Source organism: Microbacterium sp. LMI1x-1-1.1 (genome assembly GCF_040676205.1).
Taxonomy (GTDB): Bacteria; Actinomycetota; Actinomycetes; order Actinomycetales; family Microbacteriaceae; genus Microbacterium; species Microbacterium aquilitoris.
Map to the genome: position 1 here is coordinate 658,325 of NZ_JBEGHM010000001.1, position 15,246 is coordinate 673,570.

Sequence of the window (15,246 nt, forward strand, 5' to 3'; positions counted from 1 at the left end):
GTGCGTCTAGACATTGTTATCAGCGTTCTTTCAGGTGATCACAGGCCCTTGACAGGTTGGCCCTGCGGTGACATAACGTGGCCGCACGCGGGCGATCCTTACCCGCGATCGACACGTGAGGCGGATGCACCATGCCGGCAGGACGCGGCTCGAACAGCCTGAAAGACCCCGAGCTCTACGAGGAGCTCCGCGCCGACGGTGCCTCGAAGGAGAAGGCCGCCCGCATCTCCAACGCGGCGGCTCGCGACGGCCGGAAGGCGGTCGGGAAGCGCGGCGGCGCAGCCGGCGACTACGAGGACTGGACGGTGGCCGACCTTCGTGCGCGAGCGAAGGAGCTCGGCCTCAGCGGGTACTCCCGGGCGCGCAAGGCCGACCTCATCGACATGCTCCGATCGCACTGACGTGCCTCGCCTGAAGCGGGTGCGGCCCGGTGTCGACCTCGGCTACCGCCGACTGCGTTCGGGCACCGGGTTCCGATACCTGGATGCCGACGGCAATCCCCTCCCGAAGGAGGAGGCCGAACGGGTCCGCGCCCTCGTGCTGCCGCCGGCCTGGCAGGACGTGTGGATCTGCGCCGACGCGAACGGCCACGTGCAGGCTACCGGCGTCGACGAGGCGGGGCGGGTGCAGTACCGCTACCACCCGCAGTGGACCGCGGGTCGGGACAAGGGCAAGTACGCGCGTGCGCTGCAGCTCGCCGAGGCTCTGCCGCGAGCGCGCGGCCGGGTGACGACATCGCTCCGCCGACAGGACATCGATCAGGAGCGTGTGCTCGCCGCCGCGTTCCGGCTTCTCGACCTCGCCGCGCCGCGCGTGGGCGCCGAGCGCTACCTCGTGAAGCACGGCAGCCGGGGACTCACGACCCTCCTGCGCCGGGACGCCGTCGTCGAGGGCACTGTGGTCTCCCTCCGCTTCCCCGGTAAGAGCGGTCAGCGACAGGAGATGGAGGTCGACGATGTCGACCTCGCAGCGGCCGTCGAACTGCTCGTGGGCGGGCGGCCCGCCTCGCCGCTGCTCGCCTATCTGCGCGGGCGGCGGCGCGTCGCTCTCAGCCCTCGCGACGTCAATCTCTACGTCCGATCCATGACCGGCGGAACCTTCACGGCGAAGGACTTCCGGACGCTCCGCGGGACGATCACCGCGGCCGACGCCCTCGCGCGGATCGGCCCCACGACGAAGAAGAGCGAACTCGCGCGCGCCGAGGTGCTCGCGGTGAAGGTGACCGCCGAGGCGCTCGGCAACACCCCCTCGGTCGCCCGCAGCTCGTACATCGATCCGCGCGTGTTCGACCGGTACCGTCGCGGCATCCTCCTCGACACCTCGGTGTCGCCCGAATCCGCCATCCGGACGCTCATCCTGTCCTGACACGCCCTCCCAGCCTCGGGCCCTGCGGCGCGTGGGATACTTGCGCGCATCCCCGCACCGCCCCCTGCACTGTGGAAATGGGCCTTCGTTGTCTCACCTCGCCGTCCTGAGCCTCAAGAACCGTGCGCTCATCGCCCTCATCACGATCGTCGCCGCGATCTTCGGGGGCCTCGCTCTCACGAGCCTCAAGCAGGAGCTGATCCCGCCGATCCAGCTGCCGCAGCTGTCGATCCTGACGACCTACCCGGGTGCCTCACCCGACGTCGTCAACAACGATGTGTCGACGCCCATCGAGCAGGCGATCCAGGCGGTCCCCGACCTCGAGTCCACATCGTCGACGAGCACGACGAACGCGTCGATCGTCCAGGCATCCTTCGCGTACGGCACCGACCTCGCGACGGCCGAGCAGAAGATCCTGCAGGCGATCAACCGGATCGATTCGCTGCCTGACGGCCTCGACACCAACGTCCTCGCCTTCTCGACCGACGACCTCCCGGTCATCTCGCTCGCCGTGACGGGGTACGACGACGAGGCCGCCGTCCAGGACCGCCTGGAGAACGCGGTCATCCCCGACGTCGAGGACCTCGACGGGGTCGCGGCCGCCCAGATCGTCGGTGGCCGGACGTCCCGCGTCACGATCACGCCCGACCAGGAGAAGCTCGCGGCCGCCGGGTACACCCAGACGGCGATCACCGACGCGCTCGACCAGAACGGCACACTCTTCCCCGGCGGCACGGTTTCGGAGGGCGACCAGACCCTCACGGTGCAGACGGGCACGAAGCTCGACTCCGTCGACGGCATCGCCGCACTCCCGCTCGTCCCGACCAACGCCGACCAGATCGCCGCCGGCGCACTCACGGTCGGCGACGTCGCCACGGTCGTGCTCGACACCGACCCGGTCACCTCGATCTCGCGCGTCGACGGCAAACCCGCCCTCACCGTGTCGATCACGAAGCTGCCGGCCGCCAACACCGTCGACGTCTCGCACCTCGTCCGCGATTCGCTCACGAAGATCAAGGACGACCTCGGCAACGGCGCGACCGTGACGGTCGTGTTCGACCAGGCCCCCTACATCGAGCAGTCGATCGAGGCCCTCGCTCAGGAGGGCCTGCTCGGCCTCGCGTTCGCGGTCGTCGTCATCCTGATCTTCCTGCTGTCGGTGCGGTCGACCCTCGTCACCGCCATCTCGATCCCGACGAGCGTGCTCATCACGTTCATCGGCATCCAGGCCTTCGGCTACTCGCTCAACATCCTGACGCTCGGCGCGCTCACGATCGCGATCGGCCGCGTCGTCGACGACTCCATCGTCGTCATCGAGAACATCAAGCGGCACTACGTCGGCGACGCCGACAAGCTGGCCTCGATCCGCCTGGCGGTGCGCGAGGTCGCGGCGGCGATCACGGCATCCACTCTCACGACCGTCGCCGTCTTCCTCCCCATCGCCTTCGTCGGCGACCTCACGGGCGAGCTCTTCCGTCCGTTCGCCCTGACCGTCACCATCGCGATGCTCGCCTCGCTGTTCGTCGCGCTCACGATCGTCCCGGTGCTCGCGTACTGGTTCCTGCGGCCGGGAAAGCCGGTCCTGGATACCGCGGGCCGGGTCGTCGATCCCGAGGACCCGACCGCCCCGCCGAGCCGCCTGCAGAAGTCGTACCTGCCGGTGCTGCGCTGGACGCTCCGCCACTCCGTCGTCACCCTGCTGCTCGCCGTCCTCGTACTCGGCGGCACGATCCTCGCCGTGCCGCTCATGAAGGTCAACTTCCTGGGCGATTCGGGCCAGAACACGTTCACCGTGACCCAGAACATCGGCGCGACGGCGAGCCTCAGCAGCCAGGACGCCGCCGCGAAGCGCGTCGAAGCGGTACTCCTCGACGTCGACGGCGTCGACACCGTCCAGACCTCCATCGGCTCCTCAGGTTCCGCGCTCCGCGACGCCTTCTCGGGCGGCGGCACGGGCATCACCTACTCGATCACGACCGACCCCGACGCCGATCAGGAGCAGATCCGGACCGACGTGCAGAAGGCCGTCGCCGACCTGAAGGATGCCGGTGACGTCACCGTCGCCGCTGCACAGGGCGGCTTCGGCTCGAGCGACATCGAGGTCGACATCACGGCGCCCGACGCCGGGGTCCTCCGCGACGCGACCGACAAGGTGGTCGCCCAGCTGAAGGACGCCGACGGCGTCGACCAGGTCGACTCGAACCTGTCGGCATCCCTCCCCTTCGTCTCGGTCGCCGTCGACCGCGACAAGGCAGCGGAACTCGGGCTCTCCGAGGTCGCGGTCGGCGGTCTCGTCTCGAACACGATGCAGCCCCGTCAGATCGGCACCGTCGAGATCGACGACTCGACCCTCACCGTCTACCTGCAGGCGTCCGAGATCCCGAAGACCATCGCGCAACTGCGGGCGCTCGAAATCGCCAGCGCGTCGGGTCCGATCCGGCTCGACGAGGTCGCCACCGTGACACAGTCCGAAGGCCCGTCCTCGATCACGAGCGAGCGCGGTCAGCGGACGGCGACCGTCACGGTCACCCCGTCGAGCGACGACCTCAACGCCGCCAACGCCACCGTGACCGCGGCGCTCGCCGACGCGAAGCTCCCGCAGGGAGCGGACGCGGAGGTCGGCGGTGTCGTCACGCAGCAGCAGGATGCCTTCGCGCAGCTGGGGCTCGCGATCCTCGCCGCCATCCTGATCGTCTACATCGTGATGGTCGCGACCTTCAAGTCGCTGCGCCAGCCGATCCTGCTGCTCGTCTCGGTCCCGTTCGCGGCGACCGGCGCGATTCTGCTGCAGATCGCCTCGGGCGTGCCGCTGGGGGTCGCCTCGCTCATCGGAGTGCTGATGCTCGTCGGCATCGTCGTGACGAACGCGATCGTCCTCATCGACCTCGTCAACCAGTACCGCGAGAAGGGACTGTCGACGCCGGAGGCGGTGCTCGCCGGTGGCGCTCGCCGTCTGCGGCCCATCCTCATGACGGCCCTCGCGACGATCTTCGCGCTCACGCCGATGGCGCTCGGCATCACCGGGCACGGCGGCTTCATCTCGCAGCCGCTCGCGATCGTCGTGATCGGCGGCCTCGTGTCGTCCACGGTGCTGACCCTGCTGGTGCTGCCGGCGCTCTACAACCTCGTCGAAGGCGCCAAGGAGCGTCGCGCCGCGAAGCGCGGCGACGTGGTGCCGGCGGTCGCCGGTGCGTCGGCGGGCACCCCGGCGCCGCTCACGCGTCGCGCGCGACGGGATGCGGCATCCGCTGCCGTCACCGGTGCGGCGGCCGCCGACACGGCGCTCGTCATCGAGGAGTCGCCGGACGTCGAGATCCCGATGGACGCGTCGTCTGCCGTCGAGGAACCCAAAACGGACGAGCCGCGGCGCGAGGAGTGAGGGTCAGTCGGCCTCGGTGAGGTCGACACCCCACTCGAGCGTCCAGATCTCGCCGGGCGCGAGTCGGCGGAGGCTTCTGCCGGAGTTGAACGCGTCGGCGGGCGCTGTCATCGGTTCGATCGCGACGGCGACGTCGTGGCCGGGGAACCGGTCGGTCGTGAACACCTGCACGTACTCGAAGCCTTCGCCGGCCCACACCGTCAGACGCCGTGAATCGGGTGCGACGAGATGAGCCTCGATGCGGCCGCCCCGCCGGGGGAGCCCGGCGAACGCGACGTCGAGCGACAGGTCGCCGACGCGGCGCGGTGAGCTCAGGTCGTGGTCGTCGTCGACGGGCTCCTCGGCGACCGGGATGTTCTGCTCGTCGAGACGGAACCACGTGCGCGCCTCGAGCTGCAGCGACAGGTCGGCAGTGTCGACGTCCGAGATGCGGAAGTAGGGGTGGGTCCCGACGGCGACGGGCGCATCGCCGTCTCCGACGTTCGTGATCGCGTGCGTGACGCGCAGGCCGCGCCCCTCGATCGCGTAGGTCACCCGATTCTCGAGGTGGTACGGGTACCCCGTCTGCGGGAACACGTCGGCTCGCAGGGTGAGGGCGGCATCCGTCTGCTGTTCGGCCCGGTACGACGCGAACCGCAGCAGCCCGTGCGACGCGTTGCCGAACTTCGGCTCGGTGATCGCGAGCTGGCGGAGCTCGCCGTCGTCCTCCCAACGGCCGTCGCGGATGCGGTTCGGCCACGGCACGAGGACGATGCCGGATGCCGCGGGTGTCGGCACGTCGTCGGGGTAGTCCGGCACGAGATCGACATCGCCGACGCGCAGCGCACGGAGCGCGGCGCCGACCTCGGTGATCTCCGCGGAGACGTCGGCGGCGTGGAGGCTGAAGCGGGTTCCGGTGGGGTCGGCGGCCATGCGGCCAGCGTATCCGCGCGGCGGCTTCTCAGGTGGGGCGGGTATCGTGGAGCAGTCGGCGGAGGACACCGCGCTGTGCGCGGGCATCCTGTGTAGTCCTCGGGGCCGATCTCGAAACCCGATCCGCGGTTTCGGAACCAGTAACTGGAATGGCCCCCGGCCGACGGAAGTCCGGGTATCACCGTGCGTGGCGCACGGCGCTGTTTCGTGCGAGAACTCAGAAAGCACACGCATGCCCAAGAACAAGAAGCCGGCCGGCGGCCGCGCGCAGAACTTCGAACCCCGCTACGGCAAGAAGACCTCCTACCAGGACGCGAAGCGTCGCCCGGGTCAGGCCTCCGCCGGAACCACCGGCAGCAAGAGCCCCAAGCACCGCGGCTTCCGCGCCGCCGAGGAGTCGGCACCCGCGAAGGGCCGCTGGACCGAGCAGGACCGCGCCGGCCGGGCCGAAGCCCGCGGCATCCGCTCGAACAGCCGCGGCGACCGCGGTTTCGACGACCGTCCCCGTCGCGACGCCGAGGGCGAGCGCCCGCGTTTCGACCGCGCCGAGCGTCCCCGTTTCGATCGTTCCGGTGGTGCTGAGCGTCCGCGTTTCGATCGGAACGAGCGTCCGGCTCGTTCGTTCGATGACCGTCCGCGTCGCGACGACCGCACCGAGCGTCCCCGTTTCGACCGCAGCGATCGTCCGGCGCGCAGCTTCGACGACCGTCCGCGTCGGGATGACCGCGCCGAGCGTCCCCGTTTCGATCGTTCCGGTGGTGCTGAGCGGCCGCGTTTCGACCGGAACGAGCGTCCGGCTCGGTCGTTCGATGACCGTCCGCGTCGCGACGACCGCACCGAGCGCCCCCGTTTCGACCGCACCGAGCGTCCGGCGCGCAGCTTCGACGACCGTCCGCGTCGGGATGACCGGACCGAGCGTCCGCGTTTCGACCGCAACGACCGCCCGCAGCGCGATGACCGTCCCCGTCGTGATGACCGGACCGAGCGTCCGCGTTTCGACCGGAACGAGCGTCCGGCGCGTTCGTTCGATGACCGTCCGCGTCGTGATGACCGGACGGAGCGTCCGCGTTTCGACCGCAACGACCGCCCGCAGCGCGACGACCGTCCCCGCCGGGACGACCGGCCCCGCCGCGACGAGCGGCCCCGCCGCGACGAGCGAGCGAACCGGTCGGATTGGCAGGCTGCCGAGAAGTCGAAGGCGCACCAGGACCACGTCGACGTCGTGCACGAGCGTCTCCAGGCCGAGGCGGTGGATGCCGCATCCGTCGAGCAGGCTTCGTTCAGCGACCTCGGCCTCGGCCAGAACATCGTCCGGACCCTCGAGGGCCTCGGCGCCACGAGCCCGTTCCCGATCCAGGCGGCCACGGTCCGCCCGATCCTCGACGGCCGTGACGTCCTCGCCCGTGGCCGCACCGGCTCGGGCAAGACGATCGCCTTCGGCGCTCCGCTCGTCGAGCGCGTGCTGCGCGGTCAGGCCGGCAAGCGCCGCGCCTGGGGCCGTTCGCCGCAGGCCCTGATCCTCGCGCCGACGCGCGAGCTCGCGCTGCAGATCGACCGCACCGTGCAGGAGCTCGCGCAGAGCGTGGGACTGTTCACGACGCAGGTCTACGGCGGCGTGCCGCAGGGCCGTCAGGTCGGCGCGCTCAAGAAGGGCGTCGACATCGTCATCGGCACTCCCGGCCGCATCGAGGACCTCGAGAAGCAGGGCAAGCTCGACCTGTCGGAGGTCGGCATCGTCGTCCTCGACGAGGCGGACCACATGAGCGAGCTGGGCTTCCTCGAGCCGATGCAGCGCATCCTCCGTCTCGTGCAGGACGACGCGCAGAAGTTGCTCTTCTCCGCCACGCTCGACCGAGAGGTCGCCGCGCTCGTCGACGAGTTCCTCGTGAACCCGGCCGTCTACGAGGTCGCCGGCGAGACGCAGGAGACCAGCACGATCGACCACCGCGTGCTCGTGATCGACCACCGCGACAAGGCCGAGATCCTGACCTCGCTGGTCGACCGCGACGGCAAGACGCTCGTCTTCACCCGCACGCGCGCCTACTCCGAGATGCTCGTCGAGCAGTTCGAGGATGCCGGGATCGCCGCCGTCGCCCTTCACGGCGACCTCAACCAGGCCAAGCGCACGCGCAACCTGCAGCGCCTGACCGACGGCAAGGTGAACGTGCTCGTCGCGACCGATGTCGCAGCCCGCGGCATCCACGTCGACGACATCGACCTGGTCGTCCAGGCCGACGCGCCCGACGAGTACAAGACGTACACCCACCGCTCCGGCCGCACCGGTCGCGCGGGCCGCGCGGGCACGGTCGTCACCCTCATCACGCGTCAGCGTCGTCGGCGCATGACCGAAATGCTCGAGCGCGCCGAGATCGACGCGCCGTTCGACGAGGCGCGCGCCGGCGACGACGTGCTCGAAGAGATCACGGGTCGTCAGGCCGCGAACGTCGACGCCTGAGATCGCTCACTAGGGTGGGCGGATGCCGATCGTCATCCGCCCACTCGGTGATCCCGACGTCGAGCCGGTCGTGTCGCTGTGGCACGCGGTCGGCCTGACGCGTCCCTGGAACGACCCGCACCGCGACATCGCGCGTGCCCGCGCCGTATGGCCCGACCTCTTGCTGGTCGCGTCCGACGGCGTTCGTGTCGTCGGATCGGTCGTGGCCGGCTACGACGGACACCGCGGGTGGCTGTACTACCTCGCAACCGATCCGGCGCGCCGCGGTGAGGGCATCGGACGGATGCTGGTCGCCGAAGCCGAGCGTCGACTCGAGGCACTCGGCTGTCCGAAGGTGATGCTCATGGTCCGTGAGGGCAACGACGCCGTCACCGACTTCTACGACACGCTCGGCTACGCCCGCGACGCGACCTCGGTCCTCGGCAAGCGCCTGATCCCGGACGACTGAGTCAGAACAGCATCGCGGATGCCTGTTCCCGGGTCGCGGTCTTCATCGCCGGCCCCGTGGTCCGCACCGGACCCGCTCCCCGCGGTGGGACGTCCTCCTCCTCGAGCCGGCCGTGCAGGCCGTGGCGCCGCAGCAGCGGCCGGACCCGCGCCGACAGCCAGGAGCGGTACCCCTTCGGCGCAGACACCGAGGCCCCCGGGTACAGGCCGCGGTAGGCGGGCACGAGGTCGGGGCATTCCCGCTCGAGCCATGCCCAGAACCACTCCTTCGCACCGGGTCGCAGGTGCAGTGCGCCGAACACGACACGACGGGCTCCGGATGCGGCGATCCGCGCGATCGCATCATCGAGGACATCGACCCCGTCGGTGAGGTGCGGCACGATCGGCATGAGGAAGACGGTCACCGAGAAACCGGCATCCGTCGCAGCCTTCACCGTGTCGAGCCGCGCCTGGAACGACGGGGCACCCGCTTCGAGGAGCTGTCGCAGCGGCTCGTGGGGGATCGCGATCGACATGGCGATGTGGATCGGGACGTGGGCCGCGGCATCCGTCAGCTGCGGCAGGTCGCGACGCAGCAGCGTGCCCTTCGTGAGGATCGAGAACGGCGTGCCGCTGGCCGTCAGCGCGTCGATGATGCCGGGCATCAGCGTGTAGCGCCCTTCGGCGCGTTGGTAGGGATCGGTGTTCGTGCCGAGGGCGACGGGCTCGTGTCGCCACGACGGCCTGGCGAGCTCGCGGGCGAGGACCTCAGCGACATTCACCTTGACGACGATCTGCGAATCGAAGTCCGCGCCCGCGTCGAGGTCGAGGTATGTGTGGGTGTTGCGAGCGAAGCAGTACGTGCAGGCGTGCGAGCAACCTCGATAGGGGTTCACGGTCCAGGAGAACGGCATTGCCGATCCGCTCGGAACGTGGTTGAGCGCGGACTTGGCGACGACTTCGTGGAAGGTCATCCCCGCGAAGTCCGGTGTCGTCACCGAGCGGACGAGCCCACCCATCGACTCGAGGCCGGGCAGCGCCGCGTCGTCGACCGTCGAGATGCCCTGCCCCTGCCACCGCATCTCCACAGTCGAACACATATACGAAAGACTGTCAACGACACACGCGAGATGATCGAACACCGGGGATGCCCACTGGTGACTGCGAGACTGGTCACGTGTCAGAGACGAGGAGCGCCGCCCGGCGACGGGTGCTCCGCAGGCGACGCCAGCGGCGTGCTCTCGTGCTCCTGACCCTCGCTGCGGCCGTGACGGTCGCGCTCGTGGTGGTCCTGTCTCGGGCGTTCGCGCCGGAGGACGCCGTCGCCGATCCGGCATCCGATCCCGCCGCGTCGCCACCCGCGGCTGAGGCTTCCCTGCCCGCGGCTTCCACGCCCGGGGCTGACCAGCCTGACCAGACCCCGCCGATCTGCGAGACGGATGCCGTCGTCACCGCACTCGACAGCGGCTCGGATCGGGACGTCATCGCGGCATTCGGCGGCGCCGAACCCTTCCGGGCAGCCGTCGCCGAGGGGGAGGCGCCCTGCATCGACCTGCACGAGGCGGGGCGCCTCTGGGTGGTCGCGAACAAGAGGCATCCGCTGAGCCCCATCGACCACTGGCCCACGCCGCAGGCGCGACCGCAGGGCCTTCGGATCGTCGCGGGCGGGTGGCTGCTCGACCAGACCGCCGCCGCTCTCGACGAGCTGTCCGCGGACCTCGGCGCCGCCGGAGCCGGCAAGATCGGTGTGAGCAGCGGCTTCCGCCCCTATGACAACCAGGTCGAGACGTACAACCGCCACGTCGCCAACCGCGGCAAGGCCGCCGCAGACCTCCGTAGCGCTCGCCCGGGGCACAGCGAGCATCAGACGGGACTCGCGGTCGACGTCGTCGCCTGTGACTCCGGATGCGGAGACCACGACGGCTTCGGCGGGACCCCGCAGTCCGACTGGATCGTCGAGAACGCCTGGCGCTACGGCTTCATCGTCCGCTACGAAGAGGGCCACACGCCGACCACCGGGTACTCCGCCGAACCGTGGCACCTGCGCTTCATCGGCCGCGAATTGGCCGCCGCGTATGCGGACGGCGGGTTCCATACCCTCGAGGACTTCTTCGGCCTCGAGCCCGCGCCCGACTACGGCTGAGGTTCCTGGTCGACGGGCAGCCAGAGCTCGCACGTCGCGGACGAGAAGTCGTCGGCGCGATCGAGGACGGCGACGATCGACGGCCCCGGTCGCAGTCGCCACGGGTTCGCCGGGAACCAGTCGGTCGCCGTCGCCGCCCACGTCGACTGCAGCGCCTGCGGGTAGGCGCCGCTCGTGCGGAACACCGCCCACGTCCCGGCGGGTACGTCGACGACATCGAGGTCCGCGGGAACCGTGCTGCCCTCGGCGCGAGCGACCCCGTGCAGATAGGTCAGCTTGCTGCCCTCGGTGTAGTCGGGGTCGACGTCGGCGCTGACCTGCAGCAGGCCGGCCGGATCGGTGTCGCTCAGCCCCTTCAGTCGCGCGTGCTCGGTCGCGGGGAGCGCGGCGATGTGCGCCTGGATGGCGGGGTTCACCCCGCGATGCATGAGCGGCACGCGTGCCGCTCGCCCGATCAGGCGGAAGGCCGGTCGTTCGACGATGCGGGTGTCCATGGGGATGCTCCCTTCTACGGTCAGGCGCAACCTGAGCCGGGGTTGTGTGCGGAGGGGGCCTCCGTCGCGCCGTGCGACGGAAGGGGCGATGCCGTGCACCGCCCGGAACGCCCGGGCGAACGCCTCGGTCGAGCCGTAGCCGTAGCGCACCGCGATCGTCAGCAGGTCTTCGCCCCCGACCACCTCGCCTGCCGCCGCGGTCATCCGTCGCCGCCGGACGTACTCCGACAGCGGCATCCCCGCCAGCGACGAGAACATCCGGCGGAGGTGGTACTCCGTCGTGCCGTGCGTCCGGGCCACTGCGCCGACATCCAGCTCGTCGCCGAGATGCGCCTCGATGTGCTCGACCGTGCGGGTGAGTGCGGTGATCACGGTGTCTCCCTCCGGCATCCACTCTCCTCTTCGTTTTGCGACGATGCCCGATATCTGCGGACCGGAACGGTCGGCTGAGCCGCGGAACTGAGTCGCGCCCACCCTGGCATCCGATCCCACGACGCGCGTACAGTGGAGGCTGGCGACGCCGCCACGAGCGCAGCGTCGCGCGAGTGTGAGAGCACTGACACGAAGGGGGTCCGCGCATGGAGCGGAACATCTACGACGAGGATCATGAGGCGTTCCGCGACGTCGTCAAGGAGTTCGTCAAGCGGTACGTCACGAACGAGAAGCGCGAACAGTGGGATGCCGCGGGCGAGATCGACCGCGCCACGATGCTCGCGGCGGGCGAGGCCGGCGTCATCGGCCTGAGCGTCCCCGAGGAGTTCGGCGGCGCGGGCATGCTGCAGGACTACCGCTTCCGCACCGTCGTCAACGAGGAGATCATCCGCGCCGGCGCGGGTTCGCTCGCCGGCGCCTTCGGCATCCAGGACGACCTCGCCGTGCCGTACCTCGTGCACATGGGCACGCAGGAGCAGAAGCAGAAGTGGCTGCCGCGCATGGCGACCGGCGAAATCCTCGGCGCGCTCGCGATGACCGAGCCCGGCGCGGGCTCGGACCTGCGCGGCATCTCGACCACGGCGAAGAAGACCGACGGCGGGTACATCGTCAACGGCGCGAAGACGTTCATCTCGTCGGGGACGACGTCCGACATCTTCGTCGTCTTCGTCAAGACGGGCGAGGGCAACCGCCCCGACGCCTTCTCGCTCCTGCTGCTCGAGGCCGACATGGCCGGGTTCGACCACGGTAAGAAGCTGCACAAGATGGGCTTCCAGGGTCACGACACCGCCGAGCTCAGCTTCACCGACGTCTTCGTGCCCGATGAGAACCTCATCGGCGGCGAGGAGGGCAAGGGCTTCATCCAGCTGATGATGAACCTGCCGCTCGAGCGCCTGTCGATCGGCGTTGCCGGCGCGGCCGCCGCGCAGGCCGGTGTCGAATGGACCATCGCGTACACGAAGGACCGCGAGGCCTTCGGTCAGCGGATTATCGACTTCCAGAACACGCGCTTCGCGATGGCCGACCTCGTCACGACGGTCGACGTCATGTGGGCCTACATCGACCGCGCGATCGCCCTCTACGGCGAGAACAAGCTCTCGGCGGAGGATGCCGCCCAGGTCAAGTTCTGGGCCACCGAGCGTGAGTGGGAGGTGCTCGACGCCTGCGTCCAGCTGCACGGCGGCTACGGCTACATCATGGAGTACCCGATCGCGCGCGCGTTCCTCGATGCCCGCGTGCACCGCATCTACGGCGGCACGAACGAGATCATGCGCGATATCGTCTCGCGCCGTATCGCCGGCAAGCGCTGAGTCCCGAAGGCTGCCTTTAGTCGCGTCTTAGGCGCGATTAAGGGAGGCGGGGTGTCATCGACGCATGCGCACTCGACACCTCCGCCTCACTCTCTCGCTCGCCCTCGTCTCGGTCGGCGCCCTCGTTCTGGCGGGATGCGTCGCGCCGGCCGTCGAGGAGGGGGGAGAGGGGACGGATGCCGCCGGCGCCGCGACCTCGACGGCCAGCTTCTGGGACTCCTCGACGGTGCATGCGATCTCGGTCGACGTGGATGAGGATGCGCTCGCCCAGCTTCTGAAGACGTACGAGAGCACGGGTGACAAGGAGTGGATCGAGGTCACCGTCACGATCGATGGCCAGGTCTACGAGCGCGCGGGGCTGAAGCTGAAAGGCAATTCGTCGCTGAAGAGCGTCACGAGCGATGACGACCCCAGCGGCATCCCGTGGGTCATCCGGCTCGACAAGTTCGTCGACGACCAGAACCACGAGGGCATCACCGAGTTCGTCGTCCGGGGCAACAGCTCCGAGACGTCGCTCAACGAAGCCGTCGCACTCGATCTCCTCGACCGGGCGGGGCTCGCCAGCGAGCAGGCCGCGGCCACGCGGTTCACGATCGGGGGGTCCACGTCGTTGCGCCTCGTCGTCGAGAACCCGGGCGAAAGCTGGAACGAGTCCACCCTCGGCGCGACCTCGCTCTACAAGGCCGAGTCGGGCGGGGATTACTCCTACCGCGGCGACGACGCGGAGTCCTACACGGACGTCTTCGATCAGGAGGCGGGCGAAGACGATCTCAGTCCGCTCATCTCGTTCCTGGAGTTCATCAACGATTCCGACGACGACACGTTCAGCGCCGAGCTGTCGGAGCACCTCGATGTGACGGAGTTCGCCACCTACCTCGCGTTCCAGGACCTCGTCGACAACTTCGACGACATCGACGGGCCGGGCAACAACTCCTACCTCGCCTACGATGCGGACACCGACCTGATGACCGTCGTCAACTGGGACCTCAATCTCGCCTTCGGCGCCTCACCAGGGGGTGCCGGGGCAGGCGGTGCCCGCGGTGACGGGACGGCGATGCCCGACCGTGGTGACGCGGGAGCGCCCGAGGGCGATGCCGGGGCGAACCGACCCGCCCGGCCGGACGATACCGGTGGTGTCGCCGGGCCGGAGATGGGCGGAGGCGGGGGTCGCGGTGGCTCCAACATCCTGGCCACGCGCTTCCTCGCCGACGAGGACTTCCACGCGCTGTACGAGAGCGAGCTGGAGAGACTGCGCGACCTCTTCTACGGATCAGGGGCCGCGGAGGAGATCCTCCAGACGTGGTCGGACGCGCTCGTGGCCGGTGCCGGCGACCTCGTCGACGCCGACGTCATCGCCTCGGATGCTGCGGACCTGACGGCATCCTTCGAACGCCTCGCTGACTGACGCGTACCGAGGTCCCGATCGGGCCGGAAACGACGCGCTGTTTCCCGGCCCGATCGGGACCTCGATCGCGTGCGGCCTCCTACTTGGCGACGAGCGTCGTCTCGAAGCTGTAGAGGTCGGGGCGGTAGCAGTGGTGGCCGTACTCGAAGGCGCGGCCCGAGTCGTCGAACGCGACGCGCTCCATCGTGAGGACGGGCCCCGCGGTCTCGATGTCGAGGAGTTCGCCCTCGTCGCCGCGCGCGCTGCGGGCGCCGATCTTCTGCTTGGCGACGCGGATGGTGATGCCGCGCGCGCGAAGGATCTCGTAGAGGCCGTGCTCCTCGAGCTGCTCGCGGGTGATGTCGGCGAACTCCGGCGGCAGGTAGTTCTCGAGCACGGCGACGGGCACTCCGTCGGTGCTCCGCTGCCGACGGACGAAGAGGACGTCATCGCCGGGTGTCAGGCCGAGGCTGTGGGCGACGACGTCGGTGGCCGGGATGACCTCGTGCCCGAGGACGCGGGTCGCGGGGACGTGCGAGGAGTTCTTGAGGTCCTCGTAGAGGCTCGTCAGCTCGACCGCTCGCGTCACCTGCCCTTGGACGACCTGCGTGCCGATGCCCCGGCGTCGCACGAGGAGGCCCTTGTCGACGAGCTCCTGGATCGCACGTCGGATGGTGGGGCGGGAGAGGCCGAGGCGCTGGCCGATCGCGATCTCGTTCTCGAGGCGTCCGCCGGCCGGGATCGCGCCGGAGTGAATGGCGGCCTCGAGCCGACTGGACACCTGGAAATACAGCGGCACGGGACCGGTGCGGTCGAGGTCGGTGAAGAGTTCCGCGGGCCAGTAGGTGTCGGCATCGACCACAGCCCTCACACTCCTTCTGATGGATGACGGGTGTCGTCGGCGTTTGTACCGACAACATCACGTGACAGGCTAACGGCACATCCG

12 protein-coding genes are annotated in these 15,246 nt (G+C 69.6%); 8 read left to right on the forward strand and 4 right to left on the reverse strand.

Features of this window, described 5'->3' with window-relative positions:
- The first annotated feature begins 131 nt into the window (after positions 1-131).
- The 3 genes from MRBLMI1x_RS03290 to MRBLMI1x_RS03300 all read left to right on the forward strand — a co-directional run bounded on the left by MRBLMI1x_RS03290 (position 132) and on the right by MRBLMI1x_RS03300 (position 4,744).
- Positions 132-401 carry a DUF7218 family protein gene (locus MRBLMI1x_RS03290; protein WP_336125536.1) on the forward strand — a complete coding sequence of 90 codons (270 nt, stop codon included), beginning with the start codon at positions 132-134 and terminating at the stop codon, positions 399-401.
- Position 402: 1 nt separating this feature from the next.
- Positions 403-1,365 carry a DNA topoisomerase IB gene (locus MRBLMI1x_RS03295; RefSeq protein ID WP_026302957.1) on the forward strand — a complete coding sequence of 321 codons (963 nt, stop codon included), beginning with the start codon at positions 403-405 and terminating at the stop codon, positions 1,363-1,365.
- Positions 1,366-1,453: 88 nt separating this feature from the next.
- Positions 1,454-4,744, forward strand: coding sequence for an efflux RND transporter permease subunit (locus tag MRBLMI1x_RS03300; protein ID WP_363456004.1), 3,291 nt, complete (start codon positions 1,454-1,456; stop codon positions 4,742-4,744).
- Positions 4,745-4,747: 3 nt separating this feature from the next.
- Here the strand turns inward: MRBLMI1x_RS03300 and MRBLMI1x_RS03305 are convergent, their stop codons facing one another.
- A complete protein-coding gene (locus MRBLMI1x_RS03305) occupies positions 4,748-5,656 on the reverse strand; it encodes an aldose 1-epimerase family protein (RefSeq protein ID WP_363456007.1) in 909 nt (302 codons plus the stop codon).
- Positions 5,657-5,888: 232 nt separating this feature from the next.
- On the opposite strand from MRBLMI1x_RS03305, the gene MRBLMI1x_RS03310 reads away from it, so the two are divergent.
- Positions 5,889-8,111 (forward strand): DEAD/DEAH box helicase, encoded by a 2,223-nt coding sequence (locus tag MRBLMI1x_RS03310; protein ID WP_363456010.1) that lies wholly within the window; start codon positions 5,889-5,891, stop codon positions 8,109-8,111.
- Between the two features lie 22 nt (positions 8,112-8,133).
- Entirely contained in the window at positions 8,134-8,559 is a 426-nt protein-coding gene (locus MRBLMI1x_RS03315) for a GNAT family acetyltransferase (RefSeq protein ID WP_018187933.1), read from the forward strand.
- A 1-nt stretch (position 8,560) separates the two neighbouring features.
- Here the strand turns inward: MRBLMI1x_RS03315 and MRBLMI1x_RS03320 are convergent, their stop codons facing one another.
- Positions 8,561-9,619, reverse strand: a complete 1,059-nt coding sequence (locus tag MRBLMI1x_RS03320) for an Rv2578c family radical SAM protein (RefSeq protein WP_363457802.1) — start codon at positions 9,617-9,619, stop codon at positions 8,561-8,563.
- Between the two features lie 95 nt (positions 9,620-9,714).
- Between MRBLMI1x_RS03320 and MRBLMI1x_RS03325 the strand changes: the two genes are divergently transcribed.
- A complete protein-coding gene (locus tag MRBLMI1x_RS03325; RefSeq protein ID WP_363456013.1) occupies positions 9,715-10,680 on the forward strand; it encodes a M15 family metallopeptidase in 966 nt (321 codons plus the stop codon).
- Here MRBLMI1x_RS03325 and MRBLMI1x_RS03330 read toward each other — a convergent pair.
- Positions 10,671-11,564 carry an AraC family transcriptional regulator gene (locus tag MRBLMI1x_RS03330; RefSeq protein ID WP_363456016.1) on the reverse strand — a complete coding sequence of 298 codons (894 nt, stop codon included), beginning with the start codon at positions 11,562-11,564 and terminating at the stop codon, positions 10,671-10,673. The two genes, MRBLMI1x_RS03325 and MRBLMI1x_RS03330, sit on opposite strands and share 10 nt — an antisense overlap.
- 188 nt (positions 11,565-11,752) lie before the next feature.
- On the opposite strand from MRBLMI1x_RS03330, the gene MRBLMI1x_RS03335 reads away from it, so the two are divergent.
- Both MRBLMI1x_RS03335 and MRBLMI1x_RS03340 read left to right on the forward strand, forming a co-directional pair.
- The gene (locus MRBLMI1x_RS03335) at positions 11,753-12,916 is read left to right on the forward strand and encodes an acyl-CoA dehydrogenase family protein (protein WP_018187937.1); all 1,164 of its coding nucleotides are present in this window, start codon (positions 11,753-11,755) and stop codon (positions 12,914-12,916) included.
- Between the two features lie 64 nt (positions 12,917-12,980).
- Positions 12,981-14,321: a CotH kinase family protein gene (locus tag MRBLMI1x_RS03340; protein WP_363456021.1), complete on the forward strand. Its 1,341-nt coding sequence runs from the start codon at positions 12,981-12,983 to the stop codon at positions 14,319-14,321.
- 79 nt (positions 14,322-14,400) lie between these two features.
- Here the strand turns inward: MRBLMI1x_RS03340 and MRBLMI1x_RS03345 are convergent, their stop codons facing one another.
- The gene (locus MRBLMI1x_RS03345; RefSeq protein WP_018187939.1) at positions 14,401-15,162 is read right to left on the reverse strand and encodes a GntR family transcriptional regulator; all 762 of its coding nucleotides are present in this window, start codon (positions 15,160-15,162) and stop codon (positions 14,401-14,403) included.
- Positions 15,163-15,246: the final 84 nt, after the last annotated feature.

Bases quoted from the DNA above. Each gene is read 5' to 3' on its own strand.
- MRBLMI1x_RS03310 (WP_363456010.1), top strand. From the start codon at position 5,889: ATGCCCAAGAACAAGAAGCCGGCCGGCGGCCGCGCGCAGAACTTCGAA.
- MRBLMI1x_RS03340 (WP_363456021.1), top strand. From the start codon at position 12,981: ATGCGCACTCGACACCTCCGCCTCACTCTCTCGCTCGCCCTCGTCTCG.
- MRBLMI1x_RS03315 (WP_018187933.1), top strand. From the start codon at position 8,134: ATGCCGATCGTCATCCGCCCACTCGGTGATCCCGACGTCGAGCCGGTC.
- MRBLMI1x_RS03335 (WP_018187937.1), top strand. From the start codon at position 11,753: ATGGAGCGGAACATCTACGACGAGGATCATGAGGCGTTCCGCGACGTC.
- MRBLMI1x_RS03330 (WP_363456016.1), bottom strand. From the start codon at position 11,564: ATGCCGGAGGGAGACACCGTGATCACCGCACTCACCCGCACGGTCGAG.
- MRBLMI1x_RS03305 (WP_363456007.1), bottom strand. From the start codon at position 5,656: ATGGCCGCCGACCCCACCGGAACCCGCTTCAGCCTCCACGCCGCCGAC.
- MRBLMI1x_RS03290 (WP_336125536.1), top strand. From the start codon at position 132: ATGCCGGCAGGACGCGGCTCGAACAGCCTGAAAGACCCCGAGCTCTAC.
- MRBLMI1x_RS03320 (WP_363457802.1), bottom strand. From the start codon at position 9,619: ATGCGGTGGCAGGGGCAGGGCATCTCGACGGTCGACGACGCGGCGCTG.